This window comes from Chelatococcus albus, assembly GCF_030067675.1.
GTDB lineage: Bacteria > Pseudomonadota > Alphaproteobacteria > Rhizobiales > Beijerinckiaceae > Chelatococcus_A > Chelatococcus_A albus.
Map to the genome: position 1 here is coordinate 216,718 of NZ_JASJEV010000004.1, position 17,531 is coordinate 234,248.

Below are 17,531 nucleotides of genomic sequence, written 5' to 3' on the forward strand. Positions count from 1 at the left end.
CCCATGCCCGAGCCCGACCGCCGCGCCATCCTGCGCGCGATCTACGACGCGGCTGTTGCCGCCGCCCATCCGAAGACATGGCTCGCCGACCATCTGCCCCCACCGCCGCGCGGCCGTGTCGTCCTGCTCGCCGCGGGCAAGGCCGCGGGCAGCATGACGGCCGTGGCGGAAGCGTTCTACCGCGAGCGCCACGGCCTCGGGCCGGACCGGCTCACCGGCCTCGCCGTCACCCGCCACGGCTACGGCGCGCCGACGGCCCTCGTGCCGGTGGTCGAGGCGGGACATCCGGTGCCGGACGCCGAGGGCGTCGCCGCGACGGAACGCGTCCTCGCGCTGGCCGAGGCGGCGGGCGAGGACGACCTCGTGCTCGTGCTCATCTCGGGCGGCGGTTCGGCGAACTGGATCGCTCCCGCCGGCGCCCTCACCCTCGCCGAGAAACAGGCCGTGACCAAGGCGCTCCTGCGCTCGGGCGCCTCGATCGGCGAGATCAACACCGTGCGCAAGCATCTCTCGCGCATCAAGGGCGGGCGCCTCGCCCGCCTCGCCGCGCCGGCGCGCATCCTGACGCTCGCCGTCTCCGACGTGCCCCGCGACGACCCGTCCACAATCGCCTCGGGGCCGACGGTGCCCGACCCGACGACACTCGCCGAGGCGCGGGCGGTCGCGGCGCGGCGAGGCATCGCACTGCCGCCCGCGGCAGCGGCGCTCCTCGACGATCCCGCCAACGAGACGCCGAAGCCGGGTGACGCGGTTTTCGCCCGCAGCGAATTCCGCATCGTGACAAAACCGGCCGACGCCATCGCGGCCGCCGCCGAGGCGGCCCGGGCCGCCGGCTACGAGCCGCAGGTGCTCGGCGCCGACCTCGAGGGCGAGGCGCGCGAGGTGGCGGCCGAGCACGCCCGCCTCGCCCGCGCGGCGAAGGCGGCGGGACGGCGCGTCGCCATCCTCTCGGGCGGCGAGCTGACGGTCACCATCGCCGGGCAGGGGCGCGGCGGCCCGAACCAGGAATATGCGCTGGCGCTTGCCCTTGCGCTCGCCGGCGAGACAGGCATCGCGGCACTCGCCGGGGATACGGACGGCACCGACGGCGGAGGCGGCAAGGCGAGCGACCCGGCGGGCGCAGTCATCGACGAAACGACACTGGCGAGAGCGGGCATGCTCGGCCTCGATGCGGCCGCCTCCCTCGCCGACAACGACTCGACCGGCTTCTTCGAACCCCTGGGCGACCTGCTCGTGCCCGGTCCGACACTGACCAATGTCAACGATTGCCGTGTCATTCTGGTCGACGGCGCGCGTTGACAGCGTGGGGCAACGCGGCGACAAGGGCACGGTTGGGGGCCTACTTTTGGCTATGATCATTCGACCGATGCCGATCCGCGCACGCGCCTTGGCGGCCATGCTGGGCGCCCTCGCCGCATTCGCCGCCCTCGCCTCTTCCGCTCGTGCCGACCTGCGGGTCTGCAACATGTCGGGCAGCCGCGTCGGGGTCGCCCTCGGCTACCGCGACGCCCAGGGCTGGATCACCGAAGGCTGGTGGAACATCTCGGCCCGCGGCGGCTGCGAGACGCTGCTCAAGGGTCCGCTCGCCGCCCGCTACTACTACATCCACGCCGTCGACTACGACCGTGGCGGCGAGTGGAGCGGAAAGTCATTTCTCTGCACGCGGGATAAGGAATTCGCCATCCGCGGCATAGAAGACTGCCTGGCGCGCGGCTACGACCGGGTGGGCTTCTTCGAGGTCGATACCGGCGAGCAGAAAAGCTGGACCATTCATCTCACCGACAACAATCGACCGACGGAGGTTCCTCGATGAGGCGCATGCGGCGCGTGAAGATCCTGGCGACGCTCGGGCCGGCCTCCAACGAACCCGCGATGATCGCCCGCCTCTTCGAGGCCGGTGCGGACGTCTTCCGCATCAACATGAGCCACATGTCGAAGGACGAGCTCGCCGAGCGCGTCGCCGCCATCCGCTCGGTGGAGGAGAAGTACGGCCGGCCCATCGGCATCCTGGTCGATCTGCAGGGGCCGAAGCTGCGCGTCGGCACCTTCGACGGCGATGCCGCCATGCTCGCCGCCGGCGACCGCTTCGTGCTCGACGCGGACCCGAGGCCCGGCAATGCCAAGCGCGTGCACCTGCCGCATCCAGAGATCCTCGAATCACTCGAGGCCGGCCATACCGTCCTCGTCGACGACGGCAAGATCCGCCTCGTGGTGGAGAGCGTCGGCAAGGGCAAGGCGGTCACCCGCGTCGTCGTCGGCGGCAAGATCTCGAACCGCAAGGGCGTGAGCCTGCCCGACACGGTCATTCCCGTCTCGGCCATGACGGAGAAGGACCGCACCGACCTCGAGGCGGCCGTCAACATCGGGGTCGACTGGATTGCGCTCTCCTTCGTGCAGCGGCCGGAGGACATCGCCGAGGTGCGCAAGATCGCGCGCGGGCGGGCGCTCGTCATGGCCAAGATCGAGAAGCCCCAGGCGGTTGCCCGCCTCGACGAGATCATCGAGGCGGCGGACGCGCTGATGGTCGCCCGCGGCGACCTGGGCGTCGAGATGCCGCTCGAGAAGGTGCCGGGCATCCAGAAGCAGATCACGCGTGCGGCGCGGCGGCTGGGCAAGCCGGTGGTCGTCGCCACCCAGATGCTCGAATCGATGATCACCTCGCCCGTGCCGACGCGCGCCGAGGTGTCGGACGTGGGCACGGCCGTCTTCGAGGGTGCGGACGCGGTCATGCTCTCGGCCGAAAGCGCGGCCGGCCAGTATCCGGTCGAGGCGGTCACCACCATGAACCGCATCGCCGAGGAGATCGAGGGCGACCCCAACTACCGGGCCATCATCAACGGCCAGCGTGCCGAGCCGGAAGCGACGGGCGCAGACGCCATCGCGGCCGCGGCGCGCACCATCGCCGAGACGCTCGACCTGAAGGCGATCGTGGCTTGGACCGCCTCGGGTGCCACGGGCCTGCGCATCGCGCGCGAGCGGCCGCAGACCGCGGTCCTGGCCCTCACACCGAACGTCTCCACGGCCCGGCGCCTCGCCCTCGTCTGGGGCGTGCACGCGATCGTCACGGAAGACGCCCGCGACGTCGACGACATGGCGACCCGCGCCTGCCAGCAGGCCTACCGTGACGACTTCGCCAAGCCCGGCCAACGCATCATCATCGTCGCGGGCGTGCCCTTCGGCACGCCCGGCGCCACCAACATGGTGCGTGTCGCCTTCGTCAACTCGGAAGGCGGCGCCTGAGGCGGGTCGCGCCGTGCCGGGCGGGGCGTCCCCGGCCGAATCGGCACCCTCGCCGTCCGACATCAGATGTCGCGGCCGCCGACATCGCGCGTCAGCCGGTCGATGGCGCTGCGCACGTCCCCGAGATAGGGATGCAGCGCCAGCGCCCGGCGGTATGCCTCAAGGGCTCGCCTCTTGTCGTCGGCCCGTTCGAATAGAACGCCGAGACCGGCCCAGGCGGTGAAGTGGCGCGGCTCGTGCGCCAGGGTCTGGCGCACGTCGGCGATGGCCTGCTCCGTATCGCCCATCATGAAGAACAGCGTGGCGCGCTTGTGCCATGCCTCGGCCCAGTCCGGCTGCAGCGCGATGGTGCGATCGAGGAGCTCGACCGCGAGCGGCTGGTCGTTGCCCGCCAGGGCGGCGAGCGCGCGGCTCATCAGAAGGTCGGCGGTGTCACTGCCGGACTGCAGCCAGCGCCGCTCGATGAGCTTCGCGATCCCGGCCGCCTCCTCGGCGTCTCGCGCCGCCGCCAGGCGCTCGAACAGCTTGTCGAGCGCGGCCCTCGCGCGCTCAGCCGTCGGCGGCTTCGCCTCGCTCGCCCGCGGCGGATCACCCTGCGTGGCGGCCTGCACCGCGGGCAGTGGTGCCCCGACCAGGAGCAGAATGGCAGCAATGACCGGCGAAACTCTCATTCATGGAAGTCTAGGGCCATCGTCCGCCGGGTGGAACCGGCCGCCGTGCACGAGCCTGTGAGCCGCCCCGGGCCGGCCGAACGCCAAAAGCCCGGCGAACCGCCGGGCTTCGACCGCAAATGGAAGAAAAGTTGAGAGCGACCGCCGCCGCGCCCGGGCGCGACGAAGGATCAGCCCTGACGCGCCTTGTAGCGCTTCTGGGTCTTGTTGATGATGTAGACGCGACCCTTGCGGCGCACCAGCTGGTTGTCGCGGTGACGGTCGCGGATCGACTTGAGCGAGTTGCGGATCTTCATGGTCCGGTCTCCGTGCGGCTGGTCGTGGAACCGGCCGTAATAGAATGGTGGGCGCGACAGGGATCGAACCTGTGACCCCTACGATGTCAACGTAGTGCTCTCCCGCTGAGCTACGCGCCCTCTGGCGAGCATCCGCAAGACAAGCCATCACTCGGAAGCGCGTCTGGCGGAACTCGGGCAACCCGGGCGAACCCGACCTGCCGCAAAGGGGTGGAGCACGGGCGAACCCGCATTCCGTGGGTCGCGGATATAGCGGCTCGCCGCCGGGCGCGCAAGCCGTGATCCACGGAAAATCGTCACGCCGCGAGCAGCTTTTCCACCTCGTTCACGAGCTCGCGCAGATGGAAGGGCTTGGAGAGGACCTTGGCGTCCTTCGGCGCCTGGGAATCGGGGTTGAGCGCGACGGCGGCGAAGCCGGTGATGAACATGACCTTGATGTCGGGGTCGAGCTCGGTCGCCCGGCGGGCGAGCTCGATGCCGTCCATCTCCGGCATGACGATGTCCGTGAGCAGAAGCTCGAAGGGCTCCTCGCGCAGGCGATTGTAGGCCGAGAGGCCATTGTCGAAGGAGGCCACCTCATAGCCCGCGTTCTGCAGGGCTTTGACGAGGAAGCGGCGCATGTCGTTGTCGTCTTCGGCGAGAAGAATCTTGCTCATGGCATTCTGGAACGCGTGGTCGGCGGCACGGGCGATCGACGACCCATAAAGGAGAGTCGTCGTAAACAACCCATGAAGAATGGTCGCGCCACATGGCTTTCCGTCAAGTGGACAGGACCCGGCGAAGACGCCACTATCAATCGAAGGCTCGCGCTCTCCCTGCGTGCCCGACCAACGCTCCGGCCGGAATGTCCTCGATCGTCGAACCCGAACTCGATCTGCCCTTCACGGTCGCGGAGCCCGACCGCCAGGCGGTGCCCTTCGTCTTCAACGCGCCGCATGCGGGCAGGGTCTATCCGCGCCGCTTCCTGGAAACCTCGCGGCTCGACCCGCTGACCCTGCGCCGGTCCGAGGATGCCCATGTCGACCGGCTCTTCGCCGGCGTCGTCGGGCTCGGCGCGCCGCTGATGACGGCGTCCTTCCCGCGCGCCTATCTCGACGTCAACCGCGAGCCCTACGAACTCGACCCGCGCATGTTCGAGGGGCGCCTGCCCGCCTTCGCCAATACCCGCTCGATGCGTGTGGCCGGGGGCCTTGGCACGATCCCGCGCCTCGTCGGCGACGGCCAGGAGATCTACACCGGCAAGCTGCCGGCGGAGGAGGCGCTGAAGCGGATCGAGTGGCTCTACAAGCCCTATCACCGGACGTTGCGCCAGCTCCTCTCCCGCACCTTACGCCAGTTCGGTACTGCCGTGCTGTTCGACTGCCACTCCATGCCCTCGTCGAGCCTCGTCCGGGACGAGCCGATGCGCGCCGACGTCGTGCTGGGAGACCGCTACGGCACGAGCTGCGCGGCCGCCGTGACCGACTGCGTCGAAGTCGAGCTGCGGCGGCGCGGCTATTTCGTCGTGCGCAACAAGCCCTACGCCGGCGGCTTCATCACCGAGCACTACGGAGAACCGGCCACGAATCGGCACGCCCTGCAGATCGAGATCAACCGCGCCCTCTACATGGACGAGCGGACGCTCGAACCGAGCAGCGACTTCGCGCGCCTTGCAGACGATCTGTCGGCTGTCGTCGCCGCGCTGGTGGCGGTGCTCCCGGCGGAGCTTACGCCCAACAGAATCGCAGCGGAATAGGCCACCCGCCCGCCGCACCGGCAGGGCGCAGCCGGCCGACGCCCGGCCAGGAAGCCCGTCGGAAACCGGCCAAGAAAAAAGGCCGCACACTTGCATGTGCGGCCCAAGTCTAGGGAGGAAACGCCCAAGGAGGGCAGCGATACAGCGAACCCAATCGCCGTATCGCACTGCAGCAATATGCCCCCGCACCGCACAAAAAGCAAGGCTCATTGACCTATCTTTTTCGCAACCCCATGCCGCGCTGCCTGCATGGGTGCGGATCGCGCGCGAATGCATAGGAAACGAGCGCTGCGCCCAACGCGATCGCAAGCAGAACGAAAACGAGGCGGTAGGCCTCCGCCGGGTAGCCGCCCGCGGCGGTCCGGCCGAAACGGTCCATGAGCATGCCCGTCAGCGTCTGCATGACGAAGACGCCGCCCATCGTGCCGATGTTCGTCAGCGTGATGCCGCGCCCCGTCAGGTGCGGCGGAAACAGCGACTTGCCGTGCGCCATCACCATGGGCGTGAAGGCGACGCTCGCGCCGAGGCCGACGAGCCAGAGGCGCGCGCCCGTGGCGCCGAGTGGCATCAGGACGGCAACGGCGAGGCAAAGACAGGTCGCCGTGCCGCCGAGGAGCACCGGACGCTTGTACCCGCCGAGCCAGCGGTCGGAGGCGCCCCACAGGAAGAGCGCCGCCACCTGGGCGAGGGAGGCCGCGAGGAGGGCGGTACCGCGCCCCTCGAGGCCGAAGCCGAACCGGTCCGTCAGCCATGGCCCGGCCCACAGCCCGACGACGGTGCCGAAGACCGCGTAGCCCGTGGCGTGCACGAGGAACACGGGCCAGAACGACGGCATCGCAATCGCCTCGCGTACGCCGGCAAGCGCCTCGCTCCAGCTCTCGCCGCCCGCGACCGGCCGCGTCCCCGCCCGCACGCCGGCGGCCACGAGGAGCCCCGCCGCCGCGGCGAAGAGAGCGACGGCCGCAAAGCTCGCCCGCCAGCCGACCAGGGCGGCGGAAGCCGCGAGCGGCGCCGTCGCGAGGAGGGTGCCGATGCTGCCTGCGCCGAGCTGCACGCCTGTGATGATGCCGAAGCGCTCAGGCGGGAAGACCCGCGCATAGATGGCGAGCGGTCCCATGAAGAAGCTGGAGCAGCCGAGGCCAAGCAACATGCGCGAGACGACGAGGACCCCGGCGCTCGTGGCGGCGGCAAAGAGCAGCGCGCCCGTGACCGTGATCGCCGCGCAGACGAGCATCACACGCTTCGGCCCGTAACGGTCGATGGCGATACCGACCGGGATCTGCGCCGCAGCGAAGGCGAAGAAGAAGGCGCTCGACAGGAGCCCGAGGTCGGTCCCCCCGAGGCCAAGCTCGCGCGCGAGGTCGGGGGCGATCACGCCGATGGAATTCCTGAGGAACTGGCTGACGCTGTAGATGGCGGTGAGGATGGCGACGAGGGCGAGCGCCGCAACGCCGCGCGGCTCCCCGTCGGCGCGCGTCGCCTCTTTGCGGTCCACGGTCGCGCCGCTCATGCCCCTCGCTCGCTCTCTCCCATGGGCGGATGTCACAGGCACTCTGCGCAGTGCTCCGCCTCGTCGTCATCTTCTCCCTTTCTAGAAGACGCCCGCGGGGATATGACCCTTGAGGCGCGCAGCCCTGCCCGCCGCCCAGCACAAGGCTCACCGGAAGGCCCGCTCATGACCGCCGTGGATTTCTCGCACTTCGTGGACGAGCTCGCCACGCTTTCGGGCCAGGCCATCCTGCCCTTCTTCCGCACCTCGCTCATGGCGGAGGACAAGTCGCTCGGCCGCGACTTCGACCCCGTCACCGAGGCCGACCGCGCGGGCGAGGCGGCCATGCGCCAGCTCATCAAGCGCACCTTCCCCGACCACGGCCTGGAGGGCGAGGAATTCGGCAGCGAGAACGAGGAGGCCGAATATGTCTGGGTGCTCGACCCCATCGACGGTACGAAGGCCTTCATCTCGGGCCTGCCGCTGTGGGGCACGCTCATCGGGTTGAAGCGTAACGACGTGCCGGTTTACGGCATGATGCACCAGCCGTTCACGCAGGAGCGCTTCTTCGGCGACGGCGGCAGCGCCGGCTACCGGGGGCCGACCGGCGCGCGCGCCCTGAAGACGCGATCCTGCCCCTCGCTGGCGGAGGCGACCATCTCGACCACCTCGCCGCGCATGTTCACCGGCGCGGCCCGCGAGGCCTACGAGCGTGTCGAACGCGAGACACGCCTCGCCCGCTACGGGTGCGATTGCTACGCCTACTGCATGGTGGCGGCCGGCCACCTCGACCTCGTCGTCGAGACCGAGCTCAAGCCCTGCGACATCGTCGCGCTCGTGCCGATCATCGAGGGGGCCGGCGGCGTGGTAACGAGCTGGAACGGCGGCCCGGTGACCCGTGGCGGCTCAGTCGTCGCCGCCGGCGACGCTCGCGTCCACGAGGCGGCGCTGCGACTCCTCAACGGCTGACACGCCATCGAACACCGGCGATCCGGGCACAAAGGCGTCGAAGGCGGCCCAGAAGGCCTCGCGCACGACATCGCGCTCCATCAGGATCTCATGCTTCGCATGCGGGATGACGAGCGCGTGGCCCGCCTTGAGCCGGGCGGCGAAACGCTCCACCGCAGGCGTCGCCACGACCGGATCGGCACCCGCCGCCACGACGAGCGTCGGCGTCGTCACATTCAGCGCGAAGCGCGGCTCCTGAAAGCCGCGCATGAACCGATAGGCCGCGTTGATCCAGGCGATGGTGGGATCGCCGATGGCGAGTTCCGGGGCGGCCGCGACCACGGCGGCGTTGCGGGCGTAACGCACGGGATCGTTCGAGAGCCGATTGCCGGCGAAGGGCTTGGTCGCGATCGACGTCTCACCACCGCCAGGGATGAAGGCTGCCCCGAAACCCAGGCCGTCCAGGAGCATGGCAGCGAGGCGGGCGGCCGTGTTCCGCTTGACCATGGAGAGCGCGATCATCGGCGCGAGCGCGACGAGGCGCGCGAAATGGCCGTGCCCCTCGCGGGAGCGCTGCAGCAGCAGCGCCGCGCCCATGGAATGGGCAAGGGCGAAATGCGGCCGCGGGCAGTGCGGCTGGAGCACGTGGCGGATCACGGCGTCCAGGTCGCGCTGGTAGAGCGAGAAGTCGTCGATGTGGCCCTTGCGCCCGTTCTTCAGCTCGCGCTCGGAGCCGCCCTGGCCGCGCCAGTCGAAGGCGACGACGGCGAAGCCCCGGCGACGCAGGTCGCGGACCGTCTCGAAATATTTCTCGATGAACTCGGCGCGCCCCTGGACGATGCAGACGGTCCCCTTCGATGGCTTTCCCGTCGGGCGCCAGCGTGCGACCCTCAGGCCGACGCCATCCGCCGCGACGACGCGCATCACCGTCGGCTGGCTGGGTACGGGATTGCCGGGCGTCGCGACGAGCTCCACCGTTGCCTCGTGCTCTTTTCGGCCGCAGGGCGGCGATCGCTGGTCTTATAGCCTGTTCCAGCGCGGCGTGCATGATGGCGGAACGGTATCCAGCCACCTGTCGAGCTGTGCGCCGGGAGGGGCTTGAAATGCCCCCGGATGCTCACCAATTCGTGGCCCGTGCAGGCCAGACGGCTGCACGAATGATCTGCCCGGCCTCATCGGGGCGGGCACGACCGCATGTCGCTTCAGAAGGAGGATATGCCATGCGTCACTTCGATCTTGCCCCCCTCTATCGCTCGACCGTCGGCTTCGACCGGCTGTTCGCGCTGCTCGACCAGGCCACCGGCCACGACAGCGCGCCGAGCTATCCACCCTACAACATCGAACGCACCGGCGAGAATGCCTACCGCATTTCCGTCGCCGTGGCCGGCTTCACGCCCGACGAGCTCGCCATCGAGGTGAAGGAGGCGAGCCTCGCCATCCGCGGCGAGAAGAAGGCGCCGGAAGGCGCCGACAAGCCGGAGGTGCTGTACCAGGGCATCGCCTCGCGCGCCTTCGAGCGCCGCTTCCAGCTCGCCGACCACGTCCAGGTGACGGGCGCGACGCTGGAAAACGGCCTCCTGCATGTCGAGCTCGTGCGCGAGATCCCGGAAGCGAAGAAGCCGCGCCTCATCCCCATCGCCGCCAAGGGCAGCGGCCAGGTGATCGAGGCGGAGGCGCAGAAGGCGGCCTGACCGCCGTCGCACCGACGTCGCCGAACGACAGGTGGGGCGCCCCTCGCGGGCGCCCTTTTCCCTCGGCCGTTCACGGGCCTTGCCCCGCCGCTTTGCCGCTGCGTCAGTCGCTCGGCGCAGGCAGCGGTACGGCGGAAGCGCCCTCTCCGGCGGGAGGCGCGGCGGGGACAGCCGGCTTGACCTTCTCCCGAATGACCAGCTCGGGCGGCGGCACCTCCGGCACGGCCGGCGGCTGGATCGCGGCGGTGGCCGCAGACTCCGGCGCCCGCTGCGTGCCCGGCCCGCCACCGTCATGCGCCGGGCCGGAAGGCGCGGCAGGCACTGGGGGCGCATGCACCGGCTCCGGCCCGGCCGCCGGAGCCGCGGCCGGTGCGGTCGCGGCCGTTGCCGGGCCGCGGGTCTCCGGATCGTCGGGAGCGATCGTCAGGTCGCGCGGGCGCGGCGGCGGCTCCGGCACCGCCCGCGGCAGGGCCGGAGAGGCCTCCGCATCCGGCAGGCGCGCCGTGAGGCGCCGGCGCGGCAATGCGGCCGGCGGCGCGGAGAACGGCTCGTCGGGCGGCAGCACACGCGCGAGCGGCCGCGGCGGGCCCAGGGGCACACCGTCAAGGATGTCGCCCGCATAGGCGTCGACGACGAGGCGGACGCGGTAGCCGCCGCGGTCGATGCCCTCGACCACATAGACGTCGCCGGCGCGTCGCGGCGGGCCGATGCGGACGAATCCGTGATCACGCAGCACGTGAACGATCTCGCGACGGGAGAGCGGCGCATCCTCGAAGAACTGGGCCGAGGCGGCGATGGGCGCCAGAGTCGCAGCGCAGGCGACGGCGAGCGCGCCCAATGGCAACCGGCGCAGCCGCGCCCGGCGGAGAAGAACTGTCATGGCGGTCCGGACCTCGCAGTGCTGACCCTGCCCCCGTGGGGGGCAAGCTCTGAATCAAATGCGGCAGGGGTGCGGCACGCGTCGGGACAGGGAACCGTCAGACCGCATTCACCTCCCGCATGCCCTGCGCGGCCACGGCCAGGAACCGGTCGACCTCTTCGTCGCGCGTGGCGAAGGAGGTGACGAGCCGCACGAGCACCTCGTCCTCGCCGATGGCGGTTCCCTCCGGCAGGCTCGCTGTCGTCCAGGGGTGGAAGGCCGCGCCTGCGGCGCGCAGGGCGGCGTCGACCCCTGCGGGAAGGATGGGAAAGATCTGGTTCGCCTCGACGGCCAGGGGAATGCGGATGCCGAGGCGCGCCAGCCCCGCGGCGAGGCGCGCGGCGGCGGCATTGGCATGGGCCGCGAGATCGAGCCAATGGTCGGCGGCGAGATAGCTCTCGAGCTGGGCGGCGACGAAACGGCTCTTCGACAGGAGATGGCCGCCGCGCATGCGCCGCTCGGCGATATGCCCGGCGCGCTCCGCATCGAAGACGATGACGGCCTCCGCCGCGATGCAGCCGTTCTTCGTGCCGCCGAAGGAGAGGATGTCGACACCGGCCCTCCAGGTCATTTCGGCCGGCGTCGCGCCGAGGCGCACCAGCGCATTGGCGAAGCGGGCGCCGTCGAGGTGCACACCCAGCCCGTGCGCATGGGCGAGCTCGGCGAGCGCGCCGATCTCGTCGACCGAGTAGACAGTCCCGAGCTCGGTGGACTGGGTGAGAGAGAGCGCGGCGGGAATCATCTGATGCGGCACGCGCCGCGGCACGGCGAGATGGCGCGCCACTGCCTCGAGCGGGACCTTGCCGCCGACGCCAGGCAGGCCGACGAGCTTGGCGCCGCCGGAATAGAACTCCGTGGCGCCACACTCCACGTCCACCACATGCGCCTCCGCGTGGCAGAGCACCGACCGCCAGGACTGCGCGAGCGTCGCGAGCGACAAGGCGTTGGCGGCCGTGCCGGTGACGACGAGGAAGACGGACAGGTCGCGTTCGAAGACGTCGCAGAGGCGCGCCTTGACGCGCGCTGTCACCTCGTCGCCGCCGTAGGCCCGCATGGCCCCCTCGTTCACGCGCGCCACGGCCTCCAGGACGCGGGGGGCGGCCCCCGCCCAGTTGTCGCTCGCGAAATTCATGGCCGGCCCTCGTCCCCCCTTGGCAGTCACACAGGCCGGACAACATGGCGGCGGGCGTGGCATCTGCAAAGCCGCATACGCAGGCGCCCGCCATGCGCATGGAAGGGGCACCCAGCGACGGCAGGACAGACTGTTACCCTTTCGGCGGATGCCGCCTTGCCGAAAATTGCGCGCCTTGATCACGAGGCGCAACAACAGGCATTATTTAGAACAAACTCGCGCTTGTGCGCCGAAAAAAAATCTGGCAAGGTCCGCGATGCAATAGGACAGTCATACTGTCCCATTGGCGATGTGCGCTCCGGCCGCCTCCGGGTCCTCGTGGCTCCGATGGCGGGAGCATCCGCGGAACGAGAGGCTCGGCAGGTTCTGGTCATGGCCCGCGCCACGGCTGCCAAACGAGACACGAAACCTGCCGCCCGCACGACGCGGGCTTAAGCGGGCACGCGCGGCTCTCTCGGGGCCGCAAGGCGCCCGCGAGGTGCGGGCGCGGCGCAGATCGCGCAACCGGACCTCCAAGATGAAGAAGGGGCGGATCTCCGTCCCGTGCGGCCTGCGCGGCCGGCGGGGCGAGTGAGCGAGCCTCCTCGCGCATGAAGCAAGGATTGTCGATGAGGCCGTGAGCGGCCGGGAAAGGGCGACCGATGAGCGGGATCTTGGAACAACGGAAGGGCCTCGGCGAAGCTGCGAACATGGTCGGCCGCGCCAAAACGCCCGCCGTTGATCCGGGCCTGCCGGCGGCCCAGGGCCTCTACGATCCTGCGCACGAGCATGACTCCTGCGGCGTCGGCTTCGTCGCCGACATGAAGAACCGCAAGTCGCACGCGATCGTCGAGCACGGCCTGTCGATCCTGAAGAACCTCGACCACCGCGGTGCCGTCGGGGCCGACCCCAAGGCCGGCGACGGCTGCGGCATGCTGGTGCAGATCCCGCATCGCTTCTTCAAGGAGGAATGCGCCAAGCTCGGCATCGACCTGCCCGAGCCCGGCCACTACGCCGTCGGCCACCTGTTCATGCCGCGAGACCAGGAAGGCTTCCGCATCGCCACCGAGACGATCGAGCGTGTCATCGCCGCCGAGGGCCAGGTTCTGCTCGGCTGGCGCGACGTGCCGGTCGATCCCTCAGGCCTTGGCGACAGCGTCAAGCCGACCGAGCCGCAGCACCGGCAGATCTTCATCGCGCGCGGGGAAGGCATCGAGACGCAGGAGGAGTTCGAGCGCCGGCTCTTCATCCTGCGCAAGGTGGTGTCGAACGCCATCTACGACATGAACGACCCGCGCATGGCCGGCTACTACCCGGTCTGCCTGTCGTCGCGCACGCTCGTCTACAAGGGCATGCTGCTCGCCAACCAGCTCGGCGACTACTACGCCGACCTGAACGACGAGCGCTTCGAGAGCGCCATCTCACTCGTGCACCAGCGCTTTTCGACCAACACCTTCCCGTCCTGGTCGCTCGCCCATCCCTACCGGATGGTGGCGCACAACGGCGAGATCAACACGCTGCGCGGTAACGTCAACTGGATGGCGGCGCGACAGGCCTCGGTCGATTCCGAGCTCTTCGGCAACGACATCTCCAAGCTCTGGCCGATCTCCTACGAGGGCCAGTCGGACACGGCCTGCTTCGACAATGCCCTCGAATTCCTGGTGCAGGGCGGCTATTCGCTCGCCCACGCCATGATGATGCTCGTACCGGAGGCCTGGGCCGGCAACCCGCTCATGGACGAGGAGCGGCGCGCCTTCTACGAGTATCATGCCGCCCTCATGGAGCCGTGGGACGGGCCGGCGGCCATCGTCTTCACCGACGGCCGGCAGATCGGTGCCACCCTCGACCGCAACGGCCTGAGGCCGGCACGCTACCTCGTCACCGCGGATGGCCTCGTCGTCGGTGCGTCCGAGATGGGCGTTCTCCCCATCCCGGAGGAGGAGATCGTCGAGAAGTGGCGCCTGCAGCCGGGCAAGATGCTGCTCATCGACCTCGAACAGGGGCGCATCGTCTCCGACGAGGAGATCAAGCGCGAGCTCTCGACCCGGCATCCCTACCGCGAGTGGCTGAAGCGCACGCAGATCGTGCTCGAGGAGCTGCCGCCGGTGCAGGCGCGCGAATCGCGCACGGACGTGAGCCTGCTCGATCGCCAGCAGGCCTTCGGCTACACGCAGGAGGACCTCAAGCTCCTGATGGCGCCCATGGCCGTCACCGGCCAGGAGGCCGTCGGCTCCATGGGCACCGACACGCCGATCTCGGCGCTGTCGTTGAAGTCGAAGCTGCTCTACACCTATTTCAAGCAGAACTTCGCGCAGGTGACGAACCCGCCGATCGACCCGATTCGCGAGGAGCTCGTCATGAGCCTCGTGTCCTTCATCGGGCCGCGGCCGAACATCTTCGACCTTGAGGGCAGCTCGCGGCGCAAGCGCCTCGAGGTGCGCCAGCCGATTCTCACCAACGAGGACCTCGAGAAGATCCGCTGCATCGGCCACTACGAGGACCGCTTCGACACCAAGACCCTCGATATCACCTATCCGGCGCTGCAGGGCGCAGCCGGCATGGAGGGCGCGCTCGAGCGCCTGTGCGAACGCGCCGAAGCAGCCGTGCACGGCGGCTACAACATCATCATCCTGTCCGACCGCATGGTCGGCCCCGACCGCATCGCGATCCCGGCGCTGCTGGCGACGGCCGCCGTGCATCATCACCTGATCCGCAAGGGGCTGCGCACCTCGGTCGGGCTCGTGGTCGAATCGGGCGAGCCGCGGGAGATTCACCATTTCGCCCTCCTCGCCGGCTACGGCGCGGAGGCGATCAACCCCTATCTTGCCTTCGACACCCTCCTGTCGATGCACGAGGCGCTCGACTTCCCCGAGGAGGTCGACGAGGACGAGATCGTCAAGCGCTACATCAAGTCGATCGACAAGGGGCTGCTCAAGGTGATGTCCAAGATGGGCATCTCCACCTACCAGTCCTATTGCGGCGCGCAGATCTTCGACTCGATCGGCCTGAAGAACGACTTCGTGGCGAAGTTCTTCTTCGGCACGGCGACGACCATCGAGGGCGTGGGCCTTCCCGAGATCGCCGAGGAGACGGAGCGGCGCCACCGCGACGCCTTCGGCGACGCGCCGATCTATCGCAACGCCCTAGACGTGGGCGGTGAATACGCCTTCCGCACCCGGGGCGAGGACCATGTCTGGACCCCGGACACGGTGGCGACGCTGCAACACGCCGTGCGCCTCAACGCCCAGGACCGCTATCGCGAGTTCGCGCGCATCGTGAACGAGCAGGAGAACCGCTTCACGACGATCCGCGGCCTGTTCAGGATCAAGATGGCGGCGGACCGCCACGTGGCCCCCGTGCCGCTCGAGGAGGTCGAGCCTGCGAAGGAGATCGTCAAGCGCTTCTCCACCGGCGCCATGTCGCTCGGCGCCATCTCCAAGGAGGCGCACGAGACCCTGGCGCTCGCCATGAACGCCATCGGCGCCCGCTCCAACACGGGCGAGGGCGGCGAGGACGCCTCGCGCTTCAAGCCGCTGCCCGACGGCCGCTCCAAGCGCTCATCGATCAAGCAGGTCGCCTCCGGCCGCTTCGGCGTGACGACGGAATATCTCGTCAATTCCGACGTCATGCAGATCAAGATCGCTCAAGGGGCGAAGCCCGGCGAGGGCGGCCAGCTGCCCGGGCACAAGGTGGACGCCGTCATCGCCCGACTGCGCCACTCGACCCAGGGAGTCGGCCTTATCTCGCCGCCACCGCACCATGACATCTATTCGATCGAGGACCTGGCGCAGCTCATCTTCGACCTGAAGAACGTCAACCCCGCCGCCGACGTGTCGGTGAAGCTCGTCTCGGAGGTGGGGGTCGGCACGGTGGCGGCCGGCGTCGCCAAGGCGCGCGCCGACCACATCACCATCTCCGGCTACGAGGGCGGCACGGGCGCGAGCCCCCTCACCTCCCTCAAGCACGCCGGCAGCCCGTGGGAGATCGGGCTTGCCGAGACGCAGCAGACGCTCGTGCTCAATCGCCTGCGCGGGCGCGTGCAACTGCAGGTCGACGGCGGCCTGCGCACCGGGCGCGACGTCATCATCGGCGCCCTCCTCGGCGCCGACGAATACGGCTTCTCGACGGCACCGCTGATCGCGGCCGGCTGCATCATGATGCGCAAGTGCCACCTCAACACCTGCCCGGTGGGCGTGGCCACGCAGGACCCGGTGCTGCGCAAGCGCTTCAAGGGGCTCCCGGAGCACGTCATCAACTACTTCTTCTTCGTCGCGGAGGAAGTGCGCGAGCTGATGGCCGCCATGGGCTTCCGCCACCTCGATGAGCTGATCGGCCGCTCCGACCTGCTCGACAAGAAGGAAGCTGTCGACCACTGGAAGGCCAGAGGCCTCGACTTCACGCGCCTGTTCCACCGTCCCGACGCCGGGCCGAGCGCGGCGGTGCGCCATGTCGAGCGCCAGCACCACCCGATCGAGGCCGTGCTCGACCGCGGCCTCATCGCCGAGGCGCGCGAGGCGATCGACACGGGCAAGCCGGTGGTCATCGAGCGGCGCATCAAGAACGTCGACCGTTCGACCGGGGCCATGCTCTCGGGCGAGGTCGCCAAGGCGCATGGCCATGATGGGCTGCCCGACGACACCATCACGGTCAGGCTCACCGGCACGGCCGGACAGAGCTTCGGCGCCTTCCTGGCCGCCGGCGTGACGCTTGAGCTCACCGGCGAGGCGAACGACTACGTCGGCAAGGGGCTCTCGGGCGGCAAGCTCATCATCAAGCCGTCGCCGGACTGCCGGGCCGCGCCGGAACGCTCGATCATCGTGGGCAACACCGTGCTCTACGGCGCCATCGCCGGCGAGTGCTACTTCCGCGGCGTGGCGGGCGAACGCTTCGCCGTGCGCAACTCGGGCGCGATCGCCGTCGTCGAAGGCACGGGCGACCACGGCTGCGAGTACATGACGGGCGGCGTCGTCGTCGTCATCGGCCCGACGGGCCGCAACTTCGCGGCCGGCATGTCGGGCGGCATCGCCTACGTGCTCGACGAGGACGGCAGCTTCGCCAAGCGCTGCAACCTGTCGATGGTCGACCTCGAGCCCGTCGAGGAGGAGGAGGACCTGATGGAGCGCCTCCACCACCATGGCGGCGACCTCGAGCACAAGGGGCGCATCGACATCCTGGCCGACATGTCCGGCCACGACGAGGAGCGCCTGATGCAGCTCATCAGGAGCCACCTGCGCTACACGGGCTCGGCGCGCGCCAGGGCCATCCTCGACGACTGGGCGGCCTGTCGCACGAAATTCGTGAAGGTGATGCCGGTCGAGTACCGGCGGGCCCTGCGCGAGATGGAGCGCATGCGCACGCTGCAGGCGGCGGAATAGGCGGGGCCGGCATCCGGGGCGCGCGGCACGAGCCGCCCGCGCCCCGGCGCGACGGC

The 17,531-nt window shown here is 69.7% G+C and carries 14 protein-coding genes and 1 tRNA gene; 7 read left to right on the forward strand and 8 right to left on the reverse strand.

Annotated elements, in window-relative coordinates; all coding sequences use genetic code 11:
- Positions 1 to 3: 3 nt before the first annotated feature.
- The 3 genes from QNA08_RS08640 to pyk all read left to right on the forward strand — a co-directional run bounded on the left by QNA08_RS08640 (position 4) and on the right by pyk (position 3,240).
- Entirely contained in the window at positions 4 to 1,299 is a 1,296-nt protein-coding gene (locus QNA08_RS08640; protein ID WP_283740289.1) for a glycerate kinase type-2 family protein, read from the forward strand.
- 67 nt (positions 1,300 to 1,366) lie between these two features.
- The gene (locus tag QNA08_RS08645; protein WP_340321856.1) at positions 1,367 to 1,813 is read left to right on the forward strand and encodes a DUF1036 domain-containing protein; all 447 of its coding nucleotides are present in this window, start codon (positions 1,367 to 1,369) and stop codon (positions 1,811 to 1,813) included.
- On the forward strand, positions 1,810 to 3,240 hold the full coding sequence (pyk, locus tag QNA08_RS08650) for a pyruvate kinase (RefSeq protein ID WP_283740290.1): 1,431 nt from the start codon (positions 1,810 to 1,812) through the stop codon (positions 3,238 to 3,240). The genes QNA08_RS08645 and pyk overlap by 4 nt, the downstream gene beginning before the upstream one ends.
- Before the next feature lie 62 nt (positions 3,241 to 3,302).
- Here the strand turns inward: pyk and QNA08_RS08655 are convergent, their stop codons facing one another.
- The 4 genes from QNA08_RS08655 to cpdR all read right to left on the reverse strand — a co-directional run bounded on the left by QNA08_RS08655 (position 3,303) and on the right by cpdR (position 4,863).
- Positions 3,303 to 3,911 (reverse strand): tetratricopeptide repeat protein, encoded by a 609-nt coding sequence (locus QNA08_RS08655; RefSeq protein WP_283740291.1) that lies wholly within the window; start codon positions 3,909 to 3,911, stop codon positions 3,303 to 3,305.
- Between the two features lie 170 nt (positions 3,912 to 4,081).
- Positions 4,082 to 4,207, reverse strand: coding sequence for a type B 50S ribosomal protein L36 (ykgO, locus tag QNA08_RS08660; RefSeq protein WP_283740292.1), 126 nt, complete (start codon positions 4,205 to 4,207; stop codon positions 4,082 to 4,084).
- Between the two features lie 45 nt (positions 4,208 to 4,252).
- Positions 4,253 to 4,327: transfer RNA gene (locus QNA08_RS08665), tRNA-Val, on the reverse strand.
- A 176-nt stretch (positions 4,328 to 4,503) separates the two neighbouring features.
- On the reverse strand, positions 4,504 to 4,863 hold the full coding sequence (gene cpdR / locus QNA08_RS08670) for a cell cycle two-component system response regulator CpdR (protein ID WP_283740293.1): 360 nt from the start codon (positions 4,861 to 4,863) through the stop codon (positions 4,504 to 4,506).
- 188 nt (positions 4,864 to 5,051) lie between these two features.
- On the opposite strand from cpdR, the gene QNA08_RS08675 reads away from it, so the two are divergent.
- Positions 5,052 to 5,942 carry an N-formylglutamate amidohydrolase gene (locus QNA08_RS08675; RefSeq protein ID WP_283740294.1) on the forward strand — a complete coding sequence of 297 codons (891 nt, stop codon included), beginning with the start codon at positions 5,052 to 5,054 and terminating at the stop codon, positions 5,940 to 5,942.
- 214 nt (positions 5,943 to 6,156) lie between these two features.
- On the opposite strand, the gene QNA08_RS08680 is transcribed toward QNA08_RS08675, so the two are convergent.
- Positions 6,157 to 7,452 carry an MFS transporter gene (locus QNA08_RS08680; protein ID WP_283740295.1) on the reverse strand — a complete coding sequence of 432 codons (1,296 nt, stop codon included), beginning with the start codon at positions 7,450 to 7,452 and terminating at the stop codon, positions 6,157 to 6,159.
- A gap of 165 nt (positions 7,453 to 7,617) precedes the next feature.
- Between QNA08_RS08680 and hisN the strand changes: the two genes are divergently transcribed.
- A complete protein-coding gene (hisN, locus tag QNA08_RS08685; protein ID WP_283740296.1) occupies positions 7,618 to 8,400 on the forward strand; it encodes a histidinol-phosphatase in 783 nt (260 codons plus the stop codon).
- On the opposite strand, the gene QNA08_RS08690 is transcribed toward hisN, so the two are convergent.
- On the reverse strand, positions 8,338 to 9,354 hold the full coding sequence (locus QNA08_RS08690) for an alpha/beta fold hydrolase (protein ID WP_283740297.1): 1,017 nt from the start codon (positions 9,352 to 9,354) through the stop codon (positions 8,338 to 8,340). The genes hisN and QNA08_RS08690 overlap by 63 nt on opposite strands.
- A gap of 245 nt (positions 9,355 to 9,599) precedes the next feature.
- Between QNA08_RS08690 and QNA08_RS08695 the strand changes: the two genes are divergently transcribed.
- A complete protein-coding gene (locus QNA08_RS08695) occupies positions 9,600 to 10,070 on the forward strand; it encodes an Hsp20 family protein (RefSeq protein WP_283740298.1) in 471 nt (156 codons plus the stop codon).
- 103 nt (positions 10,071 to 10,173) lie between these two features.
- On the opposite strand, the gene QNA08_RS08700 is transcribed toward QNA08_RS08695, so the two are convergent.
- Together QNA08_RS08700 and QNA08_RS08705 are read right to left on the reverse strand one after the other, a co-directional pair.
- On the reverse strand, positions 10,174 to 10,950 hold the full coding sequence (locus tag QNA08_RS08700; protein WP_283740299.1) for a hypothetical protein: 777 nt from the start codon (positions 10,948 to 10,950) through the stop codon (positions 10,174 to 10,176).
- Between the two features lie 97 nt (positions 10,951 to 11,047).
- Positions 11,048 to 12,121: a threonine aldolase family protein gene (locus QNA08_RS08705; protein ID WP_283740300.1), complete on the reverse strand. Its 1,074-nt coding sequence runs from the start codon at positions 12,119 to 12,121 to the stop codon at positions 11,048 to 11,050.
- Positions 12,122 to 12,810: 689 nt separating this feature from the next.
- On the opposite strand from QNA08_RS08705, the gene gltB reads away from it, so the two are divergent.
- Positions 12,811 to 17,475: a glutamate synthase large subunit gene (gene gltB / locus QNA08_RS08710; protein ID WP_283740377.1), complete on the forward strand. Its 4,665-nt coding sequence runs from the start codon at positions 12,811 to 12,813 to the stop codon at positions 17,473 to 17,475.
- The last annotated feature ends 56 nt before the right edge of the window (positions 17,476 to 17,531 follow it).

Excerpts from the sequence above, each read along its gene's own strand:
- QNA08_RS08680 (WP_283740295.1), bottom strand. The coding sequence starts at position 7,452 with ATGAGCGGCGCGACCGTGGACCGCAAAGAGGCGACGCGCGCCGACGGG.
- pyk (WP_283740290.1), top strand. The coding sequence starts at position 1,810 with ATGAGGCGCATGCGGCGCGTGAAGATCCTGGCGACGCTCGGGCCGGCC.
- hisN (WP_283740296.1), top strand. The coding sequence starts at position 7,618 with ATGACCGCCGTGGATTTCTCGCACTTCGTGGACGAGCTCGCCACGCTT.
- QNA08_RS08655 (WP_283740291.1), bottom strand. The coding sequence starts at position 3,911 with ATGAGAGTTTCGCCGGTCATTGCTGCCATTCTGCTCCTGGTCGGGGCA.
- QNA08_RS08705 (WP_283740300.1), bottom strand. The coding sequence starts at position 12,121 with ATGAATTTCGCGAGCGACAACTGGGCGGGGGCCGCCCCCCGCGTCCTG.
- QNA08_RS08645 (WP_340321856.1), top strand. The coding sequence starts at position 1,367 with ATGCCGATCCGCGCACGCGCCTTGGCGGCCATGCTGGGCGCCCTCGCC.
- QNA08_RS08700 (WP_283740299.1), bottom strand. The coding sequence starts at position 10,950 with ATGACAGTTCTTCTCCGCCGGGCGCGGCTGCGCCGGTTGCCATTGGGC.
- QNA08_RS08675 (WP_283740294.1), top strand. The coding sequence starts at position 5,052 with ATGTCCTCGATCGTCGAACCCGAACTCGATCTGCCCTTCACGGTCGCG.
- QNA08_RS08695 (WP_283740298.1), top strand. The coding sequence starts at position 9,600 with ATGCGTCACTTCGATCTTGCCCCCCTCTATCGCTCGACCGTCGGCTTC.
- gltB (WP_283740377.1), top strand. The coding sequence starts at position 12,811 with ATGGTCGGCCGCGCCAAAACGCCCGCCGTTGATCCGGGCCTGCCGGCG.
- QNA08_RS08640 (WP_283740289.1), top strand. The coding sequence starts at position 4 with ATGCCCGAGCCCGACCGCCGCGCCATCCTGCGCGCGATCTACGACGCG.
- cpdR (WP_283740293.1), bottom strand. The coding sequence starts at position 4,863 with ATGAGCAAGATTCTTCTCGCCGAAGACGACAACGACATGCGCCGCTTC.
- ykgO (WP_283740292.1), bottom strand. The coding sequence starts at position 4,207 with ATGAAGATCCGCAACTCGCTCAAGTCGATCCGCGACCGTCACCGCGAC.